Source organism: Natrinema sp. HArc-T2 (assembly GCF_041821085.1).
Lineage (GTDB): Archaea > Halobacteriota > Halobacteria > Halobacteriales > Natrialbaceae > Natrinema.
Genome location: NZ_JBGUAZ010000003.1, coordinates 492,366 through 507,724 on the forward strand (window position 1 = coordinate 492,366; position 15,359 = coordinate 507,724).

Annotated in this window: 19 protein-coding genes; 2 read left to right on the top strand and 17 right to left on the bottom strand. The window is 63.4% G+C overall.

Annotated elements, in window-relative coordinates:
• Positions 1-53 precede the first annotated feature (53 nt).
• Entirely contained in the window at positions 54-743 is a 690-nt protein-coding gene (locus ACERI1_RS10050) for a type 1 glutamine amidotransferase domain-containing protein (protein WP_373618001.1), read from the bottom strand.
• A 152-nt stretch (positions 744-895) separates the two neighbouring features.
• Here ACERI1_RS10050 and ACERI1_RS10055 point away from each other — a divergent pair, with 152 nt between their 5' ends.
• The gene (locus tag ACERI1_RS10055; RefSeq protein WP_373618002.1) at positions 896-1,360 is read left to right on the top strand and encodes an Hsp20/alpha crystallin family protein; all 465 of its coding nucleotides are present in this window, start codon (positions 896-898) and stop codon (positions 1,358-1,360) included.
• Between the two features lie 129 nt (positions 1,361-1,489).
• On the opposite strand, the gene ACERI1_RS10060 is transcribed toward ACERI1_RS10055, so the two are convergent.
• The 4 genes from ACERI1_RS10060 to ACERI1_RS10075 form a co-directional block, all read right to left on the bottom strand.
• A complete protein-coding gene (locus ACERI1_RS10060) occupies positions 1,490-2,488 on the bottom strand; it encodes a bifunctional oligoribonuclease/PAP phosphatase NrnA (RefSeq protein ID WP_373618004.1) in 999 nt (332 codons plus the stop codon).
• Between the two features lie 147 nt (positions 2,489-2,635).
• Positions 2,636-3,634, bottom strand: a complete 999-nt coding sequence (locus tag ACERI1_RS10065) for an ornithine cyclodeaminase family protein (protein ID WP_373618005.1) — start codon at positions 3,632-3,634, stop codon at positions 2,636-2,638.
• Positions 3,635-3,706: 72 nt separating this feature from the next.
• A complete protein-coding gene (locus ACERI1_RS10070) occupies positions 3,707-3,922 on the bottom strand; it encodes a hypothetical protein (RefSeq protein WP_373618007.1) in 216 nt (71 codons plus the stop codon).
• Positions 3,923-4,219: 297 nt separating this feature from the next.
• Positions 4,220-4,645, bottom strand: a complete 426-nt coding sequence (locus tag ACERI1_RS10075; RefSeq protein ID WP_373618008.1) for a DUF3054 domain-containing protein — start codon at positions 4,643-4,645, stop codon at positions 4,220-4,222.
• 428 nt (positions 4,646-5,073) lie between these two features.
• On the opposite strand from ACERI1_RS10075, the gene ACERI1_RS10080 reads away from it, so the two are divergent.
• The gene (locus ACERI1_RS10080; protein WP_373618009.1) at positions 5,074-5,763 is read left to right on the top strand and encodes a J domain-containing protein; all 690 of its coding nucleotides are present in this window, start codon (positions 5,074-5,076) and stop codon (positions 5,761-5,763) included.
• On the opposite strand, the gene ACERI1_RS10085 is transcribed toward ACERI1_RS10080, so the two are convergent.
• The 12 genes from ACERI1_RS10085 to ACERI1_RS10140 all read right to left on the bottom strand — a co-directional run bounded on the left by ACERI1_RS10085 (position 5,764) and on the right by ACERI1_RS10140 (position 15,205).
• Complete coding sequence (locus ACERI1_RS10085; RefSeq protein ID WP_373618010.1) at positions 5,764-6,366, bottom strand: toll/interleukin-1 receptor domain-containing protein; 603 nt, start codon at positions 6,364-6,366, stop codon at positions 5,764-5,766. It abuts the gene before it with no gap.
• A gap of 55 nt (positions 6,367-6,421) precedes the next feature.
• Entirely contained in the window at positions 6,422-6,862 is a 441-nt protein-coding gene (locus ACERI1_RS10090) for a hypothetical protein (RefSeq protein ID WP_373618011.1), read from the bottom strand.
• A gap of 76 nt (positions 6,863-6,938) precedes the next feature.
• Positions 6,939-7,583, bottom strand: coding sequence for a triose-phosphate isomerase (gene tpiA, locus ACERI1_RS10095; RefSeq protein WP_373618012.1), 645 nt, complete (start codon positions 7,581-7,583; stop codon positions 6,939-6,941).
• Between the two features lie 72 nt (positions 7,584-7,655).
• Positions 7,656-8,198, bottom strand: a complete 543-nt coding sequence (locus ACERI1_RS10100; protein ID WP_373618013.1) for a multiprotein bridging factor aMBF1 — start codon at positions 8,196-8,198, stop codon at positions 7,656-7,658.
• An 87-nt stretch (positions 8,199-8,285) separates the two neighbouring features.
• The gene (locus ACERI1_RS10105; RefSeq protein ID WP_373618014.1) at positions 8,286-8,900 is read right to left on the bottom strand and encodes a CDP-alcohol phosphatidyltransferase family protein; all 615 of its coding nucleotides are present in this window, start codon (positions 8,898-8,900) and stop codon (positions 8,286-8,288) included.
• Positions 8,897-9,451, bottom strand: coding sequence for an adenylate kinase family protein (locus ACERI1_RS10110; protein WP_373618015.1), 555 nt, complete (start codon positions 9,449-9,451; stop codon positions 8,897-8,899). The genes ACERI1_RS10105 and ACERI1_RS10110 overlap by 4 nt, the downstream gene beginning before the upstream one ends.
• On the bottom strand, positions 9,448-10,587 hold the full coding sequence (hisC, locus tag ACERI1_RS10115) for a histidinol-phosphate transaminase (protein ID WP_373618016.1): 1,140 nt from the start codon (positions 10,585-10,587) through the stop codon (positions 9,448-9,450). Before hisC ends, ACERI1_RS10110 begins: the two co-directional genes overlap by 4 nt.
• Before the next feature lie 182 nt (positions 10,588-10,769).
• On the bottom strand, positions 10,770-11,333 hold the full coding sequence (locus ACERI1_RS10120; protein WP_373618017.1) for an OsmC family protein: 564 nt from the start codon (positions 11,331-11,333) through the stop codon (positions 10,770-10,772).
• Between the two features lie 102 nt (positions 11,334-11,435).
• The gene (ligA, locus tag ACERI1_RS10125) at positions 11,436-13,193 is read right to left on the bottom strand and encodes an ATP-dependent DNA ligase LigA (protein WP_373618018.1); all 1,758 of its coding nucleotides are present in this window, start codon (positions 13,191-13,193) and stop codon (positions 11,436-11,438) included.
• A gap of 153 nt (positions 13,194-13,346) precedes the next feature.
• The gene (locus tag ACERI1_RS10130; RefSeq protein WP_373618019.1) at positions 13,347-13,664 is read right to left on the bottom strand and encodes a HalOD1 output domain-containing protein; all 318 of its coding nucleotides are present in this window, start codon (positions 13,662-13,664) and stop codon (positions 13,347-13,349) included.
• Positions 13,665-13,747: 83 nt separating this feature from the next.
• Positions 13,748-14,407, bottom strand: coding sequence for a helix-turn-helix domain-containing protein (locus ACERI1_RS10135; protein ID WP_373618020.1), 660 nt, complete (start codon positions 14,405-14,407; stop codon positions 13,748-13,750).
• Positions 14,408-14,575: 168 nt separating this feature from the next.
• Complete coding sequence (locus tag ACERI1_RS10140) at positions 14,576-15,205, bottom strand: class I SAM-dependent methyltransferase (RefSeq protein WP_373618021.1); 630 nt, start codon at positions 15,203-15,205, stop codon at positions 14,576-14,578.
• Between the last annotated feature and the right edge of the window lie 154 nt (positions 15,206-15,359).

Below are 15,359 nucleotides of genomic sequence, written 5' to 3' on the forward strand. Positions count from 1 at the left end.
CACCCGAAGCCGGTCATGTGGGTGCGCCCGCGACCCACTGACAGCAGCCCGTCTCAGGCCTCGAGTTCGACGCCAAGTTCCTCGAGCAAGGTTTCGGCGGCTGCCTGCGAGGAGCCGGGGCCGCGACCGGTGATGAGATCGCCGTCGACGGTGACGCTGGTCTCCTGGTCGAGTTCGGCATCCCAGTACCCGCCGGCTGTTTTCACTTCGTCTTCGACCCAGTAGGGCAGTTTGCGACCGTCGGGCATGCGGTCGGCTTCGTCGATGATGCCCTCCTCCCACTCGTTGGGGAAGCCAGTCACGTCGCGGCCGTTGACGATGAACGCGCCGTGGCTGTCGCGGGCGAACGCGAGCAGGCCGACGGCGTGGCAGACGACCAGCGCCTTGCCATCGCCCTCGACGATGTCCCGGAGGAGTTCCCGTGCGTGTGTGTCCTGGTTGATGTCCCACTCGGTGCCGTGGCCGCCGGGGAAGACGACGGCGTCGTACCCTTCGGCGTCGGCCTGTGCGACCGAGATCGGATCGTTCAGTCGCTCGTCGGTCTCGTGGACCTCCCGGACGTGCTCGGCGGTCTCTTCGCCGACCTCGTCGGGGTCGATCGAGCGCTCGTCGATCACCGGTGGACTGCCAGAGGGCGTCGCGACCGTAATCTCGACGCCCGCATCCGAGAGCGTCTCGAGTGGCTCGACGCATTCTTCGCCCCAGTAGCCTTCCTCGCTGACAACGAACAGTGCATCCGTCATAGCCAGTGCTACACCGCGGAGCGTGAAAACTGCCAGCCCACCCGTCGGTTCTGCCGCAAGTCGGAGGGATAACATATCGAACTGGACGATCGTCTTCGCTGGTGAGGGTGGCTTTTTTCGCTCTCGGACACCTACTTGCGGTAGGTGAAACCATGGCAGATCGTCCCCGTCCGTTCGATGGCATCGAGGAACTACTCAACCGGTTGAATCGCCAACTCGAGACCGCTGCCCAGTCGTGGGAGAGCCAACTAGACAACCGGAGTCGACTCGACCTCTCGACGAGCGGTTCGGAGATGCAGCTTGACCTCGCAGACGAGGGCGACGCGTTCGTCGTCACCGTCGATGTCCCCGGCTACGAGAGCGACAATCTCGAGTTACGACTCACCGGGGAGACGCTGGCGATCTCGGGCACTCGAGAGCGAACCGAGGAGGTCGGCGGCGAGGACGAGACATACCTCCGTCGCGAGCGGGAGACGCAATCGTTCAGCCGCCAGGTTCGTCTGCCCGAATCGGTCGACGAAGACGCGATTGAGGCCAGCGTCAACAACGGCATCCTGACGGTTCGGCTCCCGAAGCGCGAGCCGAGCGAGGAGGCACACTCGATCGACATCGAGTAGCGGGCCACGTTCACGCTGATGGGCGTCTCGGGTTTGCCGGTCGTCGCATACGGACCGCTGGCAGTCAGTGCTGGCACAGTCACAACTCCGCTGCGGGCGCGCCGGGCACTCGAGACAGTAGTGTCCGTCTCACTCGTCGAGATGTAATGCATCGAAAAACCGCCGGGTGAGTCGATCGCCGATAAATGCGAGGAGTTCGTCGGTGTCGTCACCATCGTCGGCGAACAGTCCGAGTTCGATCCGACCGCCGGCCATGTCGTGATGACCGCCGACCGAACCCAGTTCGTCGAAGCCGTCTTGAAGCGTCTTCCCGAGGTTGACCCGCGGATCGACCGACCGACCGCTCAGACGGATCGCATCCTCGACGATGCCGTAGACGAGCACCGTGTCCACGCCCTCGAGATTGAGCAGGTAGTCGGCCGCCTGCGGCAGCGCGTCGGTTTCGCCGGTCGTGCCGACGCTCGCGACGAGCGCCGAGCCTCGTCGTTCGCGACTAGCGATCGCCTGACCGATCGCGTCGAGGGTCCCCGGCGAAAACGTGCTGCCGTACAGTTGTTCGAGGATCTCGAGGTCCGCATCGGGGTAGAGTGTCAGTGCGGCCTCGTACTCGCGTCGCGTCGGCTCCCGGACGAAGTCGAGGCGCTCGCGGTGGAGCGCAAAGAGGAGCGCCGACGCGAGCCGTTCGGTAATTTCGACCTCGAGCTCACGGAGGTACTCGACGAAGATCGTCGCCGTCGCGCCGTACTCGGTTCGTACGTCGACGAACGTCGCGTCAGCCGGCTCGCTGGGATGATGATCGACGATGATGTCCGGGACGACACTCGTCGGGACCTCAGTGTTTGCACCCGGTGTGCTGTGATCGACGAAGCTCAAACAGTCGTACTCCTCGAGGCTGGTCTTCGCGAGCGTCTGGAGGCTGATATCCAGCAGGTTGACGAACGCACGGTTTTGCTGGTGGGAGATCTCCCCGCCGTAGGTGATCGTCACGTCCGTGACGTCGTGATGGTGGGCGATCGTCTCGAGTGCGAGCGCGCTGGCGAGACAGTCCGGATCAGGGTTGTCATGACAGGCGATTGCCAGCGAGTCGGTCGCCTCGAGCACGGACACGAGTTCGGCCGCACGAGACATATCCGTAATACGCCGACGAGACGCTTGAAACCCGCGTCGGTCGTGGGCGACCGTGAGTCCCCGCCTCGCTATAGTAATAAAAACGATTCACACACTGATCGCACGATGACCCTGCGATCAGGTGTGCAGTGGCTTTCAGTTGTTACTCTAGTTCCCCGTCAGTGCCTCGCTCGCCGGCGCAAACTCGATTTCGGTGCCGCGTCCCTCCTCGAGTGCGCGATCGTAGAGCAGCGACGCCGCAGCAACCGTCTCGATGCCGGTGCCGCCGCTGTCGAAGACCGTAATCTCGTCGTCGCTTGCCCGCCCGGGGGCGGTCCCCGCGACGACACCTCCCAGTTCTGCGTGGACGTGCTCCTCCGTGATTGCTCCCTCCTCGAGCGCGTGGATGAACGAGCCGGCATCGAGCGTCGCTCGCTCCCGGAGGTCGGGGACGTACGTCGCTCGCTCGATGGTCGTCGTATCGAGTTCGCGCTTGTCCGGCGAGTACTGGCCCATCGCAGTGACGTGCGTGCCGGGCTCGAGGTCGTCACCGTCAAAGACCGGCTCGCTGGCCGTCGTCGCCGTGATCACGACGTCCGCCCCGGCGACGGCGGCTGCACTCGAGTCGACTGCGTGGACCGACGCCTCGAGCGCCTCGTCGAACTCGGCGGCGAACGCCTCGCGGTTCTCGGGGGTCGGCGAGTAGACGCGGACCTCGTCGAACGGTCGGACTGTCGTGGTCGCACGCAGTTGGCCCCGGGCCTGCGCGCCGGTGCCGATAACGGCGAGGGTTTCGGCGTCGGTGCGCGCGAGTTCGTCGACCGCGACAGCCCCAGCCGCGCCGGTCTTGAACGGGTTCATGCTCGCACCGTCAAGCAAGGCGAGTGGCGCGCCGCTGTCGGCGTCGAACAGCGGCGCCATAAACCAGGCGTCGCCGGCACCGAAGCCGGCGCTGTACATGTAGCCCCCCATCACGCCTGTCTCGGGGAGCACGGCGGCATAGCTGGTGAACATCCCCTCGGGATCGCTCCGGAGGAGTTTCGACCGCGGCTGTGCCGGTGCGCCTGCACCGCGCTGGCGATAGCCCTCGCGGACGGCATCGATGTACTCGGTCGGCGTCGCAAGGTCGGCAACGTCGGCGCTGGTCAAGAACAGAGCGTCGGTCATACGCAACCAGAGGAGACGAATCGAGGAAAAGCAATCGACCGCAGAGAGCAAAGAGCGGAAACGTGACTGGAGTTAGTCCGCGTTGAGCGGCGGACGTGCGGAGTTGGCCTCGTCGGAAACGTCTGCTGGCGTGTTAATGAACATCGCGTGTCCGATGATCGACATCGAGACGAGCGCGCCGACCGGAATTGCCGCCGTCAGCGAGACGCCGACGACGGTCAGGGCTGCGGTGATGCCGAGCAGTGCGACTGGGATGAGGCCAAGAACAATGTCGTAGTATCCAGTCATAATCTATCCTATAATAGGAGGAATAGCCATATAAGTATTTCCCATAATTAGCCCATGATAGACGTGTTTCCAACCCATAATCATTGGATTGTATCTTCATAACTTATGAAGTGGTTCCACATGATTGATTAGCTGATACAATACTCCCACTCGAATTTATGTATAATTCCTTTTGTATAAAAAGCGCGCTCAACAGCTTCCTAACGCTTGAAAAGCAGGCTATTTATCGCAGTATATTTGCGATCTGATGGTTCAGTGAGCGCCCGTAAAATCGAGTTCGCTCGAGGCTCGTAGGACTTACCGCGTTCGTGATATGAACAGGGCGTAGCCAAGCCGCCAGCCGAGCAAGGCAACGAGGACGGTGCCGGTAATGACGATGGGAAACGGCCAGGTCGTCCCGCCCTCGAACAGCGGCGAGCCGCGGATCATCAGCCCGACGTTCGCCGCTGCGATCCACGCAACGGTCGTCAGTCGGAGGTCGCCGATCCCGCTGGAATGGTCACGCGTGTAGACGCCTGCGAGCACTGCAACGGTGAGCCAGCCGATCACGAACGGGATGGCCGTCGCGAGCGATGCAAGCGGTTCGGCGATCGGGTTCCCGCCGTGTTCGACGTTGCCGAGGAGGACCAGCCCGACGACCACAGCGAGGTCCACGATGCCAGTGATGACCCGCTTCCGGTCGGGTGTGTTCTCCCGGGACCCGGTCTGAACTGCCGTATCCATACGACCGTGTGCGCACCGCGCACCTATTGGTCTCCCGGTTCGCCTCGGCAGAAACCGATCTGATACGGACTCCTATCAGTCAGTGCCGGGGAACCCGCGACCGCCCTGCGGTCGGGCCGGGAATTCGGGGCAGTAAACCGTATGACAGGATGGTGGCGCTCGGCGAGAGCCGATCGCCGAGTGCCGCCCACCGGACAGCGCATCATCGTGCGAGGTCTCCCCCGCACGATCGGAGCGTCAACGGACGGGTACTTTGTTAGCGGTGGCGTTCAGACATGGCCATCGTACCGTCTATCGCGGTTACACGGTAATACCGTATTACGACAGCCGAGGATACGGCCTGCTCACGATCGATCTCGCCCCACGTTAATCGATTCGTGACTATCTGCAAAAGAACTAATATAGGTCGACGCCGAATCGGTCTCGTGATGGCTGTGGTCGGCGACAAACGAGTCGGCTGTGACGGCTGTGGCCGAACAGTTGCGCTCGAGGAACTGACGACAGTGACGATGCCCGACGGCCAGCAGGTCGTCTGCTGTCCGGACTGTGAGCCCCACGCCAGAGCGGCCGCACAGAAGGGCGGGTCGCTCGATCAGCGTCGGGATACCTGTGATGGCTGTACCGGTACCTTCCTCGTGGCCGAACTCGAGGACGTGGTGCTCGATGATGGCACCGTCTTGACCTGTTGTCCGTCGTGTGCATCCGAGGCACCGACGGGAGACGATGACGACACGGCGTCGACCGACACTGACGGGCCCGCCGATGCCGGGACGGCGACCGGGCCCGAGTCAGCCGACGACGCTCAGTATCGCTGTACGCAGTGTCACGAACAGGTCTCCGAGGAGCCGTTCTGTGTGACGACGATCGACGACCGCACCGAGCGGCTGTGTGCCGAGTGCAAGGCCAACGCCGAAGATCGTGGCATCGTTGCGACCGTCGAGATGCGAAAGACCAAAGCGCGTGAGATACTCGGCGTGGAGCCGGACGTGACCGACGACGAACTCCGAGCTGTGTATCACGAACAGGTCAAACGTGCCCATCCCGATCGCAAAAGCGGTAGCAAATCCGCGTTTCAGCTCGTCACGGATGCGTACGAGCGACTTCAAGACGACGACTGACTATTCTTTGCGACCTCTGAACCCGACCGTCGCTGGATTAAAACAGTACGTCGAGTCGCAGGCTGCACACGACGCCGTCAGGTGTTTGCCATGTGTATACAGTTTCCAGAGCTTGGTCTGTCCCTGTTCGAGTTCGAGCGTGACCGGATGGCCACAGTCCGGGACCGTACACGGGAACCGAATGTACCAGTTCGGGACCGACAGCGCCCCAAGCGGTGCGAGCTCGCTTCGTAGCCGGGAGAGTAGATTGAAGATCGTCACTGTGAGGTCCGACCGATCGATCGTCACGCCGTCGACGTCACTGACGTAGCCGCGACGGCTCACTCCCTCTTCACGCAGCGGCAACACTGGAATCCCTTTCGCGACCGCATAGCCGATCTCCTGATCGATCCACGTGGTCTCGGCTGAGTCCTCAGTGAGGACTGCAACGACGACATCGCTGTTGGCAACGCGTCCCTCGAGTCGCGTCCGGGAGCGGACGGATTCGAGTTCCTCGAGCGCGATGTGGACGCCAAACGGGAAGTTCTTGACCGTCGAGAACAGGTCCTGGACGAGTGTGAGATCGCTCGGTGCGTGAGAGACGTACACCTGTTCCCCGGTCATGATGCCTAGGATAAGCAGTCGCCCGAACCGTTATTAAACTACGTCAGACTCGCATTTAACTGCTGTCGTGTTCAGGGCGGTAATTTTTGATCGTCGAGAGGACGCGTTTCGAAAACTCGAGTTGGGAGAGCTCCGACCCCAGCTGCTCGAACCACTCGCGTTCGACGTACCACCAGCCGCGGATGTCGTCGTCGGTCGTCAGTGACGTCACCTCCAGCCGACCCGGCGTCCACGAGCGTTCGTCACCGATCGTCAGCAACGTCCGCAATACCGCGCCGACCTCGTTGCGCGTAATTCTGGACGTCTCGGCGACGACTTCGTACTCGAGTTCGATCCCGGCACCGTCCTCGGCGGGCGGGTCGCCCTCGTCCTCGTCTTTCCACGCGAACGAGGTCAAGTAGATGCCGTGGCTCATCAGGCGATTCTCGAGCGTTACGGCGACGGGACGCTCTCCGGTTACCGAATCGTGCTCGGCGGTAGCCCGGTCGTCGGTCATACATGCTGTTCGACGGGCAGCGAGAAAAGTCGGTCGGCGACGCGCGTTCGCTGTTCGCTGCCGCTTGCGACCCGAATTACAACGGGGCGACGAGATCCTTGAGCGCCGCCGTTGGATCGTCGGCTTTCGCGACGCCGCTTGCGAGCAGGACACCTTCCGAGCCGAGGTCGCCCGCGGCGACGACATCGTCGCCCGTACTGATGCCCGCACCACAGAGAACCGAGACGTCGGCATCGACGCTCGCCGCAGCGTCGACGGCGTCCTCGACGACGTCGGGATCGGCCTGGCTGACCGGCGTGCCAGTCCCGATGAGTTCGGGGGGTTCGACGGCGACGGCGTCCGGTCCGAGCGCCGCGGCCGCGCCAATCTGGGCCGGGTTGTTCGCACAGACGACCGTCTCGAGCTCTGCTCGCTTGGCTGCCTGGACGGCACCGTCGATGTCGGCCAGTTTCAGCCGCTGCTCGGAGTGGTTGATCAGGGTGCCGACCGCTCCCGCGTCGGCGACGTGCTCGGCAAGGGTGTGGCCGGTGTTGCTGCCGTGCTCGATCGGATCGACGTGCTGGGCCCACGTCTCGGCGCCCGTCTCGGCGACGCGCTCGATGTGGGCGGTCGGCGGCGCGACGGCCAGCCGAGCGTCGGTGGTTTCGTTGACATCACGGACGGCCTCCGCGACGGCGACCGGATCACACGGATAGGTCTTCAGGTTGACTAGGACGAACATATCGGCAACCGCACCCGCACGGAAGAAATAGCTTGCGAGTCGGCGACGCGGGCTTCGAGACCGCTCCCGGGGTCAGTCTTTGCGCTTGACGACGTCGCCAAGCGTGTAACTGCCTGTCGCGGAGCCGCCGGACCACTCCGAATCCTCGCCAGAACTCCCCTGTGCGCTCAGGTTGATCTCGAGGAAGTTCTCGAGTTTGGACTGGACGCGGTCGCTCGGCAGCGTATCACCGCGCTCGATCTTGCGGATGAGGCTGGCTTTCTCGTTGAGTTCGTTTGCCAGCTCGGACTGGCTCAGCCCCTTGCTCTCGCGGGCGTTGCGGACGCGATCGTCGTAATCGGTCGCAAGCTCGTCCATGTCGTCGAACATGTCCGAGCGCCGCTGGCTCGAGCCACCGGAACTCGAGCTCGTCGACGTCGATGTCGACTGACTCCCACTGCTCGACGAAGACGAACTCGAGCCGGTCGAATATTTCGTCGACGTGCTCGAACTCGAGGTCTGTTTGACTTCAGTGCCGAAGTCCGTGCAGTTCGAACACACGTCTAGCTTCGCACCCTCGACTTTGATCGTCTTCGGGGACGACGTCTCGGCCCCACACATCTCGCACTGAACCATACCCAGTTCTATATCGTGCCGAGGGATAAAGCATGCGGCGTCGTTTCAGACCGAAGAACGGCCCAGGAAACGGCTCAAGACGCGCTCTCACTCGAGAGCGACCCAGGCGTAGTAAAAGCGCTGGAGTGCGGTCAGGTGGCCGACGACCGCCAGGAAGCCCAACAGCAGGCCGACGAGGGTAACGTCACCGACGACCGGTCCCGAGACCGGATAGGCCAGCAAGCCGACCAGTCCGATGATCGCCAGCCGGTCTGCACGACCGACGAGACCGCCATAAACCCGGTCGAGGCCGACGGCCTGTGCCTGCGTTCCGAGATAGGAGGTCATCACCACGCCGGTCACGGCGGCAAAGCCGAGCAAGTAGTTCTCGAGGCCCGCCGCCAGCCCGGCGATGACGACGATGTCCGCATAGCGATCGAGGACGTGATCCAGCAGGTCACCGGCGGCCGAGGCGACCTCCTGTTCGCGTGCGAGCGCGCCGTCGACGATGTCGAGCCACCCATTGAGAAAGACGAGCGCCGCAGCGACGGCGTACCAGACCGGATCCTCGAGGCCGCCGAGTGCGAACGCTCCAGCGGCGAGAATCGCCATCCCGAACGCGAGCACGCTCACACCGTTGGGAGTCATCCCGACGCGGTCGAATCCCTTCACGAACGGATTGAGGGCACCAGAGATGTACGGTCGGAACTTATCGAGCGTCATGTGAGATACTCCATGAAGTCGACCTCGCCGGCGCTTGGCTCACGCTCGCCCGCTACGACTGCGGCGAGTTCGTCCGCGACGGCCTCGGGGTCGCGGTCCGTCGTGTCGATCTCGTAGACTGATTCGAGGCCGTGTTCCTCGACTGCCTCCGAGAGGATCACGTCCAGCGCCTCGCTCTCGGCGTTTTCGCGCGCCTTCGCGTCTGTCTCGCCACGTTCGCGCAACCGCTCCTCGAGCGTTTCGGGGTGACACCGGAGCACGACGACCCGATCGGCGTCGAAGTGATGTGCGAGATGGGATTCGATCACGACGTCATCGCGGCCGTCGAGCCACGCCGCGAGTGCTTCGAGATCGGCGATCTTGCTTTCACGATCCGCGTCGACCTCGGTGTAGAGTGCCTCGTCTTCGAGGACCTGATTGAGATGGATCACGTCGAGGTCGGGCGTCGGCTCGTCCTCGCCGTCGCCGTTCAAGTCTGCCAGTTGGGACTCGAGCAGTTCCGTCGCGGTCGTCTTGCCGGTGCCGGGAGTGCCAGTGACGGCGACCCTCACGGATCGGCCACCTCCGCATCCGGGTCGTCGGCCACGTCCACGTCGAGGTCTTCGAGCACGTCGTTGAGCGTCGCGACCGCGCGCTCGGTCTCGGCTTCGGTGCCACAGGTGATACGGATACAGCCCGGGAGACCGAAACTCGAGCAGTCGCGAACGATGACCCCGCGCTCTTGCATCTCTGTGGCCACAGCTGAGGCGTCGCCGGCGTCGACGAGGACGAAATTGCCCTCGCTCTCCCAAACGTGAGCGTTGATATTGTCCTGCATGTACGCGCGAGACTCGCGGGTCGTCTCGACGGTGCGGACGACGTGTTCCTCGTCGTCGATGGCGGCGAGGCCGGCACGGCAGGCGAGTTCGCTCGCCGCGAAGGGCGTGTTCACGCGGGTATAGGCGTCGGCCCACTCACTGGGCACGACGGCGTATCCGAGTCGGACGCCGGCCAGCCCGTACGCTTTCGAGAACGTCCGCAGAACCGCCACGTCGTCGCGGGCTTCGAAGTCATCCCAGCCTTCGATCAGCGCGATTGCGCTCTCCCGGTCGGCGAACTCGCCGTAGGCTTCGTCGACGGCGATCAACGTTTCCTCGTCGGTTTCGTCGGCGAGTCGCTCGACTTCCGCAAGCGGCATCGTCGAGCCGGAGGGGTTGTGCGGGCTCGTCAGCCAGATCACGCGCTCGCCGTCGTAGGCCTCGAGGACGACATCGGCGTCCTGTCTGAAGTCGTTGGCCCGCGAGAGTTCGTACTCGCGGACGTCGCCGTGGTGGAACCGGGAACTCATCCCGTAATAAGCGAAGCCGGGTCTGGGGACGAGGATATCGTCGCCGGGTTCGAGTGTCGCCCGGTGGAGGTAATCGATCGCGCCGTCGCCGCCGTTTGCCAGCCAGACTTGCTCGTCGGCGACGTTCCGGCGGGCGGCGATGGCGGTCGTCAGATCGGCGTGGGCGGCTTTGGGGTAGGAACTCACGTTCGAGGCCGTCTCCCGGATGGCCACGGCGGCGGCCGGCGAGGGCCCGTGTGGGTTCTCGTTCGAGGCGAGTTTGATGAACTCCGAGGGGTCGCGCCCGAGTTCGCGGGCGACCTCCTCGATGCCTCGACCCGCCTCGTATGCGACGTGATCGGACAGGTCGCGCGGTTGCATACGGGAATCCAGTTTGTGACGGGTCTTAAGAGTGCTCACATATGGTCAACGTGGCCATCGTCGCCTGTCCGCGCTGCTGTGGTGTGTGCTGGTCGTGACGAACGACAGCTGTGTACTGACCGCTCAACGGAGACAGCAGTTGATTCCGTTACGGTGAAAAATATGGTGGCGCGGTCGGTCGTTCACTCACTGATGAGTTGGGTTTCGAGGGGCACGTCAGTGGTGATGACATCCATCAGGGGTGACGTCGCCTCGACGCGTTCGCGCAGTTCCTCGAGTTGTTCCTCGGGAGCATCGGTGGAGACGTACGTCGTACACCGGATCGTTTCGTAGCCGGGGCGAACGTCATCGGAAATTCCGAGGAAGCCACGGAGATCGACGTCTCCCTCCATCTCGAAGCGGAGGTCGTCGAGTTCGATATCCATGGCTGCGGCGTTCGCTGCGTAGCCGACACTGAGACACGATCCGAGTGCGCCGAGCAGGAGTTCGACGGCATTCGGCGCCGTTCGCTCTCCCAGAATCTGCTCGGGTTCGTCGCCCTGAAGCGTGAACTCACGGGTGTGGATCGTCTCGCCCGCCTGCTCGAACGCGTCGATCGTCGTTGTCGCCTTGAGGGCGTCCTCCCACTCGGTTTCAGCCCGGAATTGGAACCTGCCGACATCAGTGTCGTCGCTAACCGCTTCGACTGCCTCCTCGAGGGCGGACACGTCAACACCGTTGATTTCGGTCTTTTCAGTCGTTGCCATTACTGAATCACCATTGCACTCTACAACGAGCAAGAGCATAATCTAGCTAGGTACACTCACTCAAGCAGTCAGCTCTGTCCGTCGACTCTGTCTCTCAAGGTGTCACTCCGCTCGTAGCCGCTCTACGCGCTCGAGGCTATCGGCATCAGCCGGATCCTTGTCGTGGCGTACCCCCTGGAATCGCGGGAACCGCAGTGCATAGCCCGAGGAGTACGTCGGCGACGACTGAATCTCCTCGTAGCCGACCTCGAAGACGACTGCGGGCTCGATGTCGACGTCCTGCCCGTTTTCGGCAGCGATGTGGGGCTCGAGCAGCTCCGTTAGCTCCGCGAGTTTGTCGTCAGTGATGCCAGTCGCGACCTTGCCGACCGTCTCGAGGTCGTCGCCAGCCTGCACGGACAGTTCGAAGGTCCCGAGGAAGGTCGCACGCCGACCCTCGCCCCACTCTGCACCAGTGACGACGCAATCGAGCGTCTCCACGTCCGGCTTGCGCTTGCGCCAGTGTTTCCCGCGGCGGCCCGGCGAGTACGTCGAGTCGGGGTCTTTGAGCATGATGCCCTCGTGGCCCGCCTCGAGCGCGTCGGCGTCGATCGACTCGATCTCGTCGGGATCGTCGGTCAGCCAGAGCAGGGAGAGTCCCTCGACGTCCGCGTCGGCGGCGGTGCCGTCGCCGTCGGCGTGGCCCTCGGCGTCGGGGCCTCCCAACACCGACCGGAGCCGGTCGTGGCGGGTTGTCAGCGGCTCTGCGAGCAAGTCCTCGCCGTCGGCGTGCAGACAGTCGAAAAAGACCGGTCGAACCGTGACGTTCTCGCGGGCTTTCGCGACGTCGTGTTTACGGCGGAACCGCTTGAGGACCTCCTGAAACGGCAGCGGTGCGCCGCCCTCGTCGATCGCGACGACCTCACCGTCGAGGATCACGGGTTCCTCGAGCGTGTCGTCGGCGAACTCGACGACTTCCGGCAGGGCGTCGGTGATCTCTTCCATGTTTCGCGAGAAGACGCGGGTCTCCGCAGTCGTCTCGGCGTCGCCAGGATCGTAGTGTAACTGAATCCGTGCCCCATCGTACTTCCACTCGACAGCGGCTTTCTCCCACTCCTCGAGCGCGTCAGTGACCGTTCCAGCCTGTGCGAGCATCGCTTGGACGGGCCGACCGACCTCGAGATCCATCGCATCAAGTCCCTCGCGCCCCTTCTCGCGGGCGATTCGAGCAACCCGCCCGTAGTCGTTCGACACTTGTAGGGCGCGTTCGACGCGGTCTTCGGGCACGTCGAACGCCGCAGCGATGGCGTCGCGGACGGTCCCCTCGCCGACGCCGATGCGCATCTCTGAGAGGACGATGCGGGCGAGATAGCGCGCTTCCTCGCTCGAGCAGCGATTGAAGAGGCCAAAGAGCAGGTCGACCTTGCGGTCCTGGCTGCCCGATCCCTCGGCGTGGGCCAGATCCGCGAGCGTCTCGTAGACCTCGAGGACGGTGAGCCCGTCGCCACCGCCAGCGCCACCGCCGGTGAATGCATCGAGGCCCTGCTGGCCGCCGAAGTCGTAACTCGCCGCCACGTCGCCGATCTCGCCGACCTCGGCGAGTCGGTCTTCGACATCGTCTGCGCCCACGTTCGTTCCCGCCGCGCGGGCGATCGCCTCGTAACACGTACTCGGCCCGATATCGAGCGTCGTCGAGTCCCAGGCCGGAAACACCCGCCCCTGAGCGAAACGGGCGACGAGTTCGAGGGTCTCCGGATCGGCCCCCTCGTCAGCGTCGTCGCCGGCGTCGGCGAGCAGGTCCCGAACGTAGGCGACGATCTCGAGGTCGGCGGCTTCGGCGTCGATCGTCCCGGCGCGGTCGGCGAACGTGGCGAACTCCATCGGCGGTGTCTCTCTCCGGGAGGAGTAAAACGGTTCTGAGACGGGACCGTCCCGTGAACAGGCGCTCGAAACGTGGGCCAACGCCGAAGCGACCGGCGTCGCAGAGAAGCGGGCCGAAACGATCGGCTGGATACAGCCGCGTCCGAGGATGGGCTACTGGCTCGAGACGGTGATCTCGCCGTCGGCGGTTACGGTCACGTCGTAGCCGTCGTGGGTGAACGTTACGGACCCGGTTCGTGTGTCGCCGCTGTGGGTCGAACTGAACAGGGCATTGAGCGCGTCGGGATCGATCGTCTCGAAAAGCGGCGTGAGGACGCCGACGGTCTCCATGGCAGCACTCGCGTCCGAATCGGATGCGGATGCCACACCCTCTGCCTCCCGCAACGCCGCAATGACAGCGTCGCTCAGAGACTCGTCGTCAGCTGCGGTGTAGATGAGAGGGTCCTGACGAACATCGGCATCTGCGTGCATCGATCGATTTTGTCTCGTCGCCATCAGTATCCCAGTATGAATTGCTATTGATTGGTGACTCCCGGGGTTGAGTAATCAATGGTTTAAGTACCGATGTCGTTCGCGATCGTGCTCCGGACGAGCGCCTTCTGCCCGCGCCGAATGAGCGCCGAGAGCGCTTGGCTCGAGATTTCGAACTCCTCGGCCAACTCTTCTGCCGACGTCTCACGCGGCACCTCGAAGTAGCCACGTTCCAGCGCGCGAGATAACACATCACGCTGGCGAGCGGTGAGATCGTATTTGGCCGACGCTTCCGCATCGGTTCGATAGAGGCGATGCAGCGTAAACGAGAGGTCGGCCTCGTCACAGTGCTCACGATAGCTCGAGAGCGCCTCGCGGTTTGGGATCTGTGCGCGGTATTCCATCGTCGTCCCCGCCGCTTTGATCTCGAGAAACGTGATCCCGAGCTCGATCGCATCGGTATACGTCAGGCCACGCTCGCCCGTCGACGAGAGCGAGATCCGAAAGAGCCGTCGATCGGTCAGCGTCGCGAGCATCTCGAAATCGGTAATGGTCGGGTCGTGTGGAAGGACTCGGAAGAACCGATCGAGCTCGCTCTCCTGGCCACGTGCCCAGAGAGTCAGCCGCGAGTCGCTTTTCAGCGCCGGCTGCTCGTCTTCGACTTCGACGGTGACCCCGGGAGCCGCTTGCCGGGTCTCCAGCAGGATCGGATTCGAGAGCGTATACTCGGCAATGAAGCTCATACGAATCGCCCGTCGGGAGTTCTGGCAGTTCGTTCGGCGCCGTCAGATGACCACGGGGGCGGGTCATCGGCCACTGTCAGTCTCGACTCGCCGGTGTGAGTTCGAACTCGCATCCAGTTCGGATGGAGGATCGCAGAGAAAACATAATTTTTGTTGCTGTGTCGACATCTACCGCGTCGCCTTGATCCCGACGAACGAGCCGTCGCCGTACCCGTCCTCGATCGGCTCGGGACCGTCGATCTCCTCGAGCCAGTGATAGATCGTCTGGACGAACTCGAAGTCGGTAAAGCCAGCCGTCTCGAGTGCGCCGACGAGTTCATCCGTCGAGACGAACGTCGCGTCACGATAGAACGGATTCTGTGCTTTTTTCTCCTGGTATTTGCGACCGACGGGACTGTCCTTGTCGATGTAGCCAATCACGAGACTGCCCGACGGTGTGAGGATGCGGTCGGCTTCCGCGAGCGTTTGCGGGATGTCGTCGACGAAACAGATCGTCGTCACGATCAACGCGGTGTCGAAGCTCTCGTCTCGGAAGGGGAGCGATTCAGCGACCCCTCTGACCACATCGATGCCCCGTGCTTGGGCGTGCTCGAGCATCGCCCCGGCCGGATCGATGCCGACGTCTAACTCGAGAGGGGCGGCAAAGCGTGCGCTGCCGACGCCGATTTCGATCCCGCGCCCGAATTCCGGGATGAGTTGTCGCAGTGCGTTCAGTTCGGATCGGTAGGCGTCATCGTGAGCCTCGAACCAGTCTTCGTACCGGTCGGTGTGTGCCTCGAACGGGGCCGTTTTCGGCATACCTGTCCGTACGGCGCGTGGTACTACCAACATTGGGGCCGGAAACGCGACCGGAGATCGCGGAGATCGTAAGATCTCGAGGGGGTCGTGCCACGTACCGTTGGCGTCTCCATCTTCGTCTCCGGTGGGGTCGTGTGGAGTGAAGAGCAGTCTC

Coding starts and splice junctions, on each gene's coding strand:
- ACERI1_RS10050 (WP_373618001.1), bottom strand. CDS start 743: ATGACGGATGCACTGTTCGTTGTCAGCGAGGAAGGCTACTGGGGCGAA.
- ACERI1_RS10055 (WP_373618002.1), top strand. CDS start 896: ATGGCAGATCGTCCCCGTCCGTTCGATGGCATCGAGGAACTACTCAAC.
- ACERI1_RS10060 (WP_373618004.1), bottom strand. CDS start 2,488: ATGTCTCGTGCGGCCGAACTCGTGTCCGTGCTCGAGGCGACCGACTCG.
- ACERI1_RS10065 (WP_373618005.1), bottom strand. CDS start 3,634: ATGACCGACGCTCTGTTCTTGACCAGCGCCGACGTTGCCGACCTTGCG.
- ACERI1_RS10070 (WP_373618007.1), bottom strand. CDS start 3,922: ATGACTGGATACTACGACATTGTTCTTGGCCTCATCCCAGTCGCACTG.
- ACERI1_RS10075 (WP_373618008.1), bottom strand. CDS start 4,645: ATGGATACGGCAGTTCAGACCGGGTCCCGGGAGAACACACCCGACCGG.
- ACERI1_RS10080 (WP_373618009.1), top strand. CDS start 5,074: ATGGCTGTGGTCGGCGACAAACGAGTCGGCTGTGACGGCTGTGGCCGA.
- ACERI1_RS10085 (WP_373618010.1), bottom strand. CDS start 6,366: ATGACCGGGGAACAGGTGTACGTCTCTCACGCACCGAGCGATCTCACA.
- ACERI1_RS10090 (WP_373618011.1), bottom strand. CDS start 6,862: ATGACCGACGACCGGGCTACCGCCGAGCACGATTCGGTAACCGGAGAG.
- tpiA (WP_373618012.1), bottom strand. CDS start 7,583: ATGTTCGTCCTAGTCAACCTGAAGACCTATCCGTGTGATCCGGTCGCC.
- ACERI1_RS10100 (WP_373618013.1), bottom strand. CDS start 8,198: ATGGTTCAGTGCGAGATGTGTGGGGCCGAGACGTCGTCCCCGAAGACG.
- ACERI1_RS10105 (WP_373618014.1), bottom strand. CDS start 8,900: ATGACGCTCGATAAGTTCCGACCGTACATCTCTGGTGCCCTCAATCCG.
- hisC (WP_373618016.1), bottom strand. CDS start 10,587: ATGCAACCGCGCGACCTGTCCGATCACGTCGCATACGAGGCGGGTCGA.
- ACERI1_RS10120 (WP_373618017.1), bottom strand. CDS start 11,333: ATGGCAACGACTGAAAAGACCGAAATCAACGGTGTTGACGTGTCCGCC.
- ligA (WP_373618018.1), bottom strand. CDS start 13,193: ATGGAGTTCGCCACGTTCGCCGACCGCGCCGGGACGATCGACGCCGAA.
- ACERI1_RS10130 (WP_373618019.1), bottom strand. CDS start 13,664: ATGCACGCAGATGCCGATGTTCGTCAGGACCCTCTCATCTACACCGCA.
- ACERI1_RS10135 (WP_373618020.1), bottom strand. CDS start 14,407: ATGAGCTTCATTGCCGAGTATACGCTCTCGAATCCGATCCTGCTGGAG.
- ACERI1_RS10140 (WP_373618021.1), bottom strand. CDS start 15,205: ATGCCGAAAACGGCCCCGTTCGAGGCACACACCGACCGGTACGAAGAC.